Origin of the sequence: Bradyrhizobium sp. Leo170 (genome assembly GCF_004296405.1) — a bacterium.
Classification (GTDB): Bacteria; Pseudomonadota; Alphaproteobacteria; order Rhizobiales; family Xanthobacteraceae; genus Bradyrhizobium.
Map to the genome: position 1 here is coordinate 1 of NZ_PSRR01000395.1, position 7,380 is coordinate 7,380.

The following is a 7,380-nucleotide window of genomic DNA, read 5'->3' on the forward strand; positions in this document are numbered from 1 at the left end:
GCCGGAGGCGTTGCGGCGCGCGGGCGAAGCGGCGCGCGGGGCCACGCTGTATGTGACGCTCGAGCCATGCTCGCATTTCGGCCGCTCCCCACCCTGCGCCGACGCGGTGATTGCCGCGGGCATCGCGCGCGTGGTGTCGGCGGTCGAGGATCCCAATCCTGATGTCGGCGGCCAGGGCCATGCACGGTTGCGCGCGGCGGGCATCGCGGTCGATGTCGGGCTGTGCGCGGAGGAGGCGGCGCGGGACCATGCCGGTCATTTCCGCCGTGTCCGCGACAAGCGTCCGCATGTGCTGCTCAAGCTCGCGGTCTCCGCCGACGACAAGATCGGCGCTGCCGGCCACCGCCCGGTGGCGATCACGGGAGACGTGGTCCGGGCGCGGGTGCATCTGCTCCGCGCGCAGAGCGATGCGATCCTGATCGGGATCGGCACGGCGCTGGCCGACGATCCGGTGTTGACCTGCCGCATGCCGGGCATGGAGGCGCGTTCGCCGGTGCGGGTGGTGCTGGACCGCGCGCTGCGCCTGCCGGGCGACAGCCGCCTGGTGCATTCGGCGCGCGAAACGCCGTTATGGGTGATGACCTCGGAGCTTGCCGAAGCGCCGGCTGCGATGAAGCTGGGTGCCGCCGGTGCCCAGGTGATCCGGGTGGCGGACACGGTCTCGCCGCCGGGACTCGATCTGCTCGCGGTGCTGCATGCGCTCGCCGAGAAGGGCATCACGAAAGTGATGGTCGAGGGCGGGGCGCGGGTGGCGTCATCCTTCGTTGCGGCTGACCTGGTCGACGAAGCCTGGCTGTTGCGCGCGCGGAGGCGGTCGGCGCCGACGGCGTGCCCGCGCTGGACGCATTGCCGCTCGCCGCCCTCACGCAGTCGCCGGCCTTCAAGGTTCGTGCTAGCGAAACGCTCGGAAAAGATACTTTGACAATCTACGAACGCGCCTAGCGCTGTGTCCGCGCGTCATGCCCGGGCTTGACCCGGGCATCCACGCCTTGGCCACTGGCGACGAAGCAAGACGTGGATGGCCGGGTCAAGCCCGGCCATGACGACGACTGAAAGGGTTTGATGTGTTCACGGGCATAGTCACGGATGTCGGCGAAATCGCCAGCCTGACACCCACGGCGCAGGGGCAGTTGCACCGGCTGCGGATCGCCTGCCGTTACGATCGCGCGACCATCGCCGATGGCGCCTCGATCGCCTGCAATGGCGTGTGCCTGACCGTGGTCGCCTCCGGCGTTGAGGGCGGCAGGACGTGGTTCGACGTCGACGCCGCCGCGGAAACGCTTAGCATGACCACGGCGAAGCATTGGGGTGTCGGAACCCGCCTCAATCTCGAGCGCGCGCTGAAGATCAGCGACGAACTCGGCGGCCATATCGTGGCAGGCCATGCCGATGGCATCGCTACCATCGTCTCACGCGAAGATCTGCCTGATATGGCGCGGTTCGTGCTCCGAACCACGCGCGATTTGGCGCGTTTCATCGCGGTCAAAGGCTCGATCACGCTGGATGGTGTGTCGTTGACGGTGAATACGGTCGATGACGTCACATTTTCGGTGCTGATCATCCCGCATACTCTCACGGTCACGACGATCGGCGGCTGGCGCGCAGGCAGCGAGGTCAATATCGAAGTGGATCTGATGGCCCGCTACGCGGCGCGGCTGACAGAGATGAAGTAGCAGATCACCGTCATGCCCGGGCTTGACCCGGGCATCCACGTCTTGTCCGCTTGCGGTGAGAAAGATCGTGGATGGCCGGGACGAGCCCGGCCATGACGGAGCAAGAAACCGCCAGCTTTGGCTTGGCTAGAACCTCTATGGCGACTACAAGCGCGCCAACGTTGACAGCCAACATTGCAAGACATTGACTATCAGCATGACGAAACGGATTGAAGAATGGCAGACGCACGGCGTGCACCGCTGAAGGACCAGACCGACGTTTCCGGCGCGCGTGCGCTGATCGTCGAGGCGCGGTTCTATGACGATATTCAGGATGCGCTTCTGGAAGGCGCGGTCACGGAATTGAAGGCCGCTGGCGTCGGCTACGACGTCATCACGGTTCCCGGCGCGCTGGAAATTCCGGCGGCGATCGCGATCGCGATCGATGCTGCGGAGAAGAACGGCAAGCCCTATGACGCGGCGGTTGCGCTCGGCTGCGTGGTGCGTGGCGAGACCATCCATTTCGAGATCGTGTCGATGGAGTCGTCGCGCGGCCTGATGGACCTCGCCGTGAACAGGAAGTTTCCGCTCGGCAACGGCATCATCACCGTCAACACCGAGGAACAGGCCTGGGCACGGGCGCGCGCCAACGACCTGAACAAGGGCGGCGACGCTGCGCGTGCGGCGCTTGCGATGTTGCGCATCAAACGTCGGCTGGCGAAGGGTTGACCATGGCGGACGACAGGAAGCCGGTAAGACCAGCGGACAGGAAGGCCAATCGGCGCGGCGCCGCACGGCTTGCCGCCGTGCAGGCGCTCTACCAGATGGATATCGCCGGCGCCGGACTGAACGACGTGTTGGCGGAGTTCGAGAGCCACTGGCTCGGCAACGAGGTCGAAGGCGAGACGTATCTGCCGGCGGAAGCGGCGTTTTTCCGTGACGTGGTATCGGGTGTGGTGCGCGACCAGGCCAGGCTCGATCCGCTGATCGACGAGGCGCTGTCCAAGGGGTGGCCGCTGAAGCGGATCGATGCGATCCTGCGCGCGGTGCTGCGGGCAGGCTCCTATGAACTGGAGCATCGCAAGGACGTGCCGGGCCGCGTGGTCGTCTCCGAATATGTCGATGTCGCGCACGCGTTTGTGGAGAAGGACGAGACCGGCATGGTGAATGCGGTGCTCGACCAGATCGCCCGGCAGTTCCGGGCCGATGAGTTCGTGCGCAGCTAGCCCACACATTCCGCCGTCATCATCCGCGAGGGCGGGTGATCCAGTAAACGGCGGCGGTTGTGGTTGACGACGGGCGCTGCGGAATACTGGATCGCCCGGTCAAGCCGGGCGAGGACGGCTGAGGAGACTTCGGGCGGCATGGCAAGCGGACCGAGCAATCCATCCGGCGAGGACTCGCTGATCGCGCGCTACTTCAAGCCGCTCGCGAAGGACCCGGGCGCTTTCAATCTCGATGACGATGCGGCGGCGTTGCGGGCAGGCGGCGATGATATCGTCGTCACCACCGATGCGATCGTCGAGGGCGTGCATTACCTGCCCGGCGATCCGCCGGCGACGCTGGCGCGCAAGGCGCTGCGGGTCAATCTCTCCGATCTGGCGGCCAAGGGGGCAGTCCCTGCCGGCTTCGTGCTGACGCTGGCGCTGCGTGGCGCTGACGATGCCTGGCTGAAACCGTTCGCGCAGGCGCTTGGCGAGGATGCCGCGCAATTTGGCTGTCCGCTGCTCGGCGGCGACACGGTCTCAACGCCGGGGCCGGTGATGATCTCGGTCACGGCGTTCGGGCGCGTGCCGCAGGGCAAGATGATCCACCGCAGCGGCGCGCGGGCAGGGGACCGCGTTGTGGTCACCGGCACCATCGGCGATGCCGCGCTTGGCCTCAACCTGCTGAAGGCCGGGCCTGTTGCCTCAGTGCTTGCGAACGACGATGCCGCCCGCGAGATGCTGACCGGCCGCTACCGCGTGCCGCAGCCGCGCAATGCGCTCGCCAAGGCGGTGCGCGACTACGCCAGTGCTGCGATGGATGTGTCCGACGGGCTTGCCGGCGATCTCGCAAAGCTGTGTGCGGCTTCCGCTGTCTCGGCCGTGATCGACGTCCAGAGCATTCCACTCTCGTCGCCGGCCGCCGCGCTGGTGGCGCGCAAGGTCGTCGGTATCGAGGCCCTGATCTCGGGCGGCGATGACTACGAGATCCTCTGCGCGATCCCCGGGGATCGCATGGCCACCTTCGTGCAAGAGGCCAAGCGCACAGGCGTTGCCGTGACTGCGATCGGCGGCATCATCGCAGGCTCCGCACCCCCCAGCTTTCTCGACCCACAGGGCCGGGAGCTGGCCCTCAAGCGGCTGTCCTACAGCCATTTCTAGAATTGGCCGAGAAAGCCGCTCCTCAGACTAATTAGCTGCCCAAATCGTCCCGTTTTGATTGCCGGCGGCGTTGCGCTGCGAAAGCGATTTTGGCAAGGTCTTGGCCGATTGTGGCTACCCTTTTGGGCAGGGTGGACCGCTTAATAAGCGCCTGCCGCATCCCGCGGAAAAAACAAGGGCGTGGGGATACATCAAGGATCTGAGGCAGAATTCAAATGACAGCATTATGGTTGATCGTGCTCTGCGGGGTACTTTCCATTGTCTACGCGATCTGGGCTACCTCTTCCGTTCTGAACGCTGATGCGGGCAGCCCGCGCATGCAGGAGATCGCCGCGGCGGTGCGCGAAGGCGCACAGGCGTATCTGCGGCGCCAGTACACCACGATCGGCATCGTCGGCATCGTGATCTTCATCCTGCTGGCCTACTTCCTCGGCACCCTGGTCGCGATCGGCTTTGCGATCGGTGCGATCCTGTCGGGTGCCGCGGGCTTCATCGGCATGAACGTCTCGGTTCGCGCCAATGTCCGCACCGCACAGGCGGCGACGAAGTCGCTCGCTAGCGGCTTGGAGCTGGCCTTCAAGGCGGGCGCGATCACCGGCCTCCTGGTCGCCGGTCTCGCGCTGCTCGGCGTCACCATCTATTTCGCCTACCTGACCAAGGTCGTCGGGTTGGCGGCGGATAGCCGCACCGTGATCGACGCCATGGTGGCGCTCGGCTTCGGCGCCTCGCTGATCTCGATCTTCGCCCGTCTCGGCGGCGGCATCTTCACCAAGGGCGCCGACGTCGGCGGCGACCTGGTCGGCAAGGTCGAGGCCGGTATTCCCGAGGACGATCCGCGCAACCCGGCGACCATCGCCGACAATGTCGGCGACAATGTCGGCGACTGCGCCGGCATGGCGGCCGACCTGTTCGAGACCTACGCGGTGACCGCGGTCGCCACCATGGTGCTGGCGGCGATCTTCTTTGCGAAATCGCCGATCCTGGTGGACATGATGACGCTGCCGCTCGCGATCGGCGGCGTCTGCATCATCACCTCGATCATCGGCACCTTCTTCGTCAAGCTCGGCGCCAGCCAGTCCATCATGGGCGCGCTCTACAAGGGCCTGATCGCGACCGGCATCCTGTCGCTGATCGGCATCGCCGGCGTGATCTACACCCTGATCGGCTTCGACAAGCTGCCGGGCGTCGACTATTCCGGCATGTCGCTGTTCCAATGCGGCGTGGTCGGCCTCATCGTCACTGCACTGATCATCTGGATCACCGAATACTATACCGGCACCGACTATCGCCCGGTGAAGTCGATCGCCGCCGCCTCGGTGACCGGCCACGGCACCAACGTGATCCAGGGGCTTGCGATCTCGATGGAGGCGACCGCGCTGCCGGCCATGGTCATCATCGCCGGCATTCTCATCACCTACAGCCTGGCTGGCCTGTTCGGGATTGCGATCGCGACTGCGACCATGTTGGCGCTGGCCGGCATGATCGTCGCGCTCGACGCCTTCGGTCCGGTCACCGACAACGCCGGCGGCATCGCCGAGATGGCGGGGTTGCCGAAGGAGGTGCGCAAATCGACCGACGCGCTGGACGCGGTCGGCAACACCACCAAGGCGGTGACGAAGGGCTATGCGATCGGCTCCGCCGGTCTCGGCGCGCTGGTGCTGTTTGCGGCCTATAACCAGGACCTCAAATTCTTCATCAGCGACTCCGCCAACCATACCTATTTCGCCGGCGTCAATCCGGACTTCTCGCTCAACAACCCCTATGTGGTGGTGGGCCTGTTGTTCGGCGGCCTGCTGCCGTATCTGTTCGGCGCGATGGGCATGACGGCGGTTGGCCGTGCGGCCGGCGCGATCGTGGAAGAGGTGCGGCGCCAGTTCCGCGAGAAGCCCGGCATCATGCAGGGCACCGACAAGCCGGATTACGGCAAGGCGGTTGACCTCCTGACGAAGGCGGCGATCAAGGAGATGATCATCCCGTCGCTGCTGCCGGTGCTGTCGCCGATCGTGGTCTACTTCCTGATCTACGCGATTGCGGGCGGCGGTGCGGCCGGCAAGTCGGCGGCGTTCTCCGCCGTCGGCGCGATGCTGCTCGGCGTCATCGTCACCGGGCTGTTCGTGGCGATCTCCATGACCTCAGGCGGCGGCGCCTGGGACAACGCCAAGAAATACATCGAGGACGGCCATTATGGCGGCAAGGGCTCCGATGCCCACAAGTCCGCGGTGACGGGCGATACCGTCGGTGATCCCTACAAGGATACGGCGGGCCCGGCGGTCAACCCGATGATCAAGATCACCAACATCGTGGCGCTGCTGCTGCTGGCGATCCTGGCGCACTGATCGCTGCGTGACGCGAATGTAAAACCCCGCGGCACCAGCCGCGGGGTTTTTGTTTGGCGATACGGGCGGCTCTCTCAACGCGTCATTGCGAGCGAAGCGAAGCAATCCACGTCTCCGCAAGCGGCGCTATGGATTGCTTCGCTTCGCTCGCAATGACGGCGGTGGAGTTATTTCACCTCCATCTGCAGGCCTTCCTTCTCGATGATGACGGCGAACTTCTTCGTCTCGGCGTCGACGAAATCGGTGAACTGCTGCGGCGTGCCGTGGTCGGGGCGGGCGCCCATGCCGGCGATGTTCTTGTTGACGTCGTCGCGCTCCAGCATCGCCTTCACCTGGCGGTTGAGCTCGTCCACAATCGGCGCGGGCGTGGCCTTGGGCAGGAACACGCCGAACCAGGAGGAAACTTCGAATTTGGATAACTCCGGCGCGCTATCGCGCATGGTCGGCAGTTTTGGCGCGGCATCGCTGCGCTCGGCGGTGGTGACGCAGAGCCCGTTGAGCTTGCCGTCCAGCACCTGCGGCAGCGACGGATAGAGATTGTCGAACAGGATCTGGATGTCACCGGCAAGCCCCGCCTGCAGCGCGGGGCCGGCGCCGCGGAACGGCACATGGGTCATCTTGAGACCAGTGAGCTGCAGGAACCAGGCGCCGGTCAGATGCGGGCTCTGGCCGGTCCCGGACGAGCCATAGGTGAGCTTGTCCGGATTGGCCTTGAGGTACGCGATCAGCTCGGGGATCGACTTGATGCCGGTCGAGGAATGGGCCGAGACGATGTTCGGGATCCGGATCATGTTGGAGACCGGCTGCAACTGATCCTTCTGGTAGGTGAGGTTCTTGAAGATCGAATAGGCGAACGCATTCGGCCCGGGATTGCCGATCAGGATGGTATGGCCGTCGCCCTTGTTGCGGACGACTTCGGCGGTGCCGATGGTGCCGCCGGCGCCCGAGCGGTTCTCCACGATTGCCGACTGTCCCCAGGCGGTCTGCAGATGCGCCGCGAGCAGGCGGCCCATCACGTCGGTCGAG

6 protein-coding genes and 1 pseudogene are annotated in these 7,380 nt (G+C 65.5%); 6 read left to right on the forward strand and 1 reads right to left on the reverse strand.

Translation table 11 applies throughout. From position 1 onward, the window contains the following. From ribD to CWO89_RS38190, 6 genes and pseudogenes are all read left to right on the forward strand, one after another. Positions 1–942: pseudogene (gene ribD / locus CWO89_RS38160) on the forward strand (bifunctional diaminohydroxyphosphoribosylaminopyrimidine deaminase/5-amino-6-(5-phosphoribosylamino)uracil reductase RibD); the annotation flags it as partial. A 122-nt stretch (positions 943–1,064) separates the two neighbouring features. Continuing rightward, positions 1,065–1,673, forward strand: coding sequence for a riboflavin synthase (locus tag CWO89_RS38170; RefSeq protein ID WP_130583505.1), 609 nt, complete (start codon positions 1,065–1,067; stop codon positions 1,671–1,673). A 216-nt stretch (positions 1,674–1,889) separates the two neighbouring features. Further along, a complete protein-coding gene (ribH, locus tag CWO89_RS38175) occupies positions 1,890–2,381 on the forward strand; it encodes a 6,7-dimethyl-8-ribityllumazine synthase (RefSeq protein WP_130583506.1) in 492 nt (163 codons plus the stop codon). Between the two features lie 2 nt (positions 2,382–2,383). Further along, positions 2,384–2,878 carry a transcription antitermination factor NusB gene (nusB, locus tag CWO89_RS38180; protein WP_130583507.1) on the forward strand — a complete coding sequence of 165 codons (495 nt, stop codon included), beginning with the start codon at positions 2,384–2,386 and terminating at the stop codon, positions 2,876–2,878. Positions 2,879–3,016: 138 nt separating this feature from the next. Further along, the gene (thiL, locus tag CWO89_RS38185) at positions 3,017–4,018 is read left to right on the forward strand and encodes a thiamine-phosphate kinase (protein WP_130583508.1); all 1,002 of its coding nucleotides are present in this window, start codon (positions 3,017–3,019) and stop codon (positions 4,016–4,018) included. 215 nt (positions 4,019–4,233) lie between these two features. Further along, positions 4,234–6,354, forward strand: a complete 2,121-nt coding sequence (locus tag CWO89_RS38190; protein WP_130583509.1) for a sodium-translocating pyrophosphatase — start codon at positions 4,234–4,236, stop codon at positions 6,352–6,354. 167 nt (positions 6,355–6,521) lie between these two features. Here CWO89_RS38190 and CWO89_RS38195 read toward each other — a convergent pair. Beyond that, on the reverse strand, positions 6,522–7,380 hold an 859-nt coding region (locus tag CWO89_RS38195; protein WP_130583510.1), incomplete at its 5' end, for a Bug family tripartite tricarboxylate transporter substrate binding protein.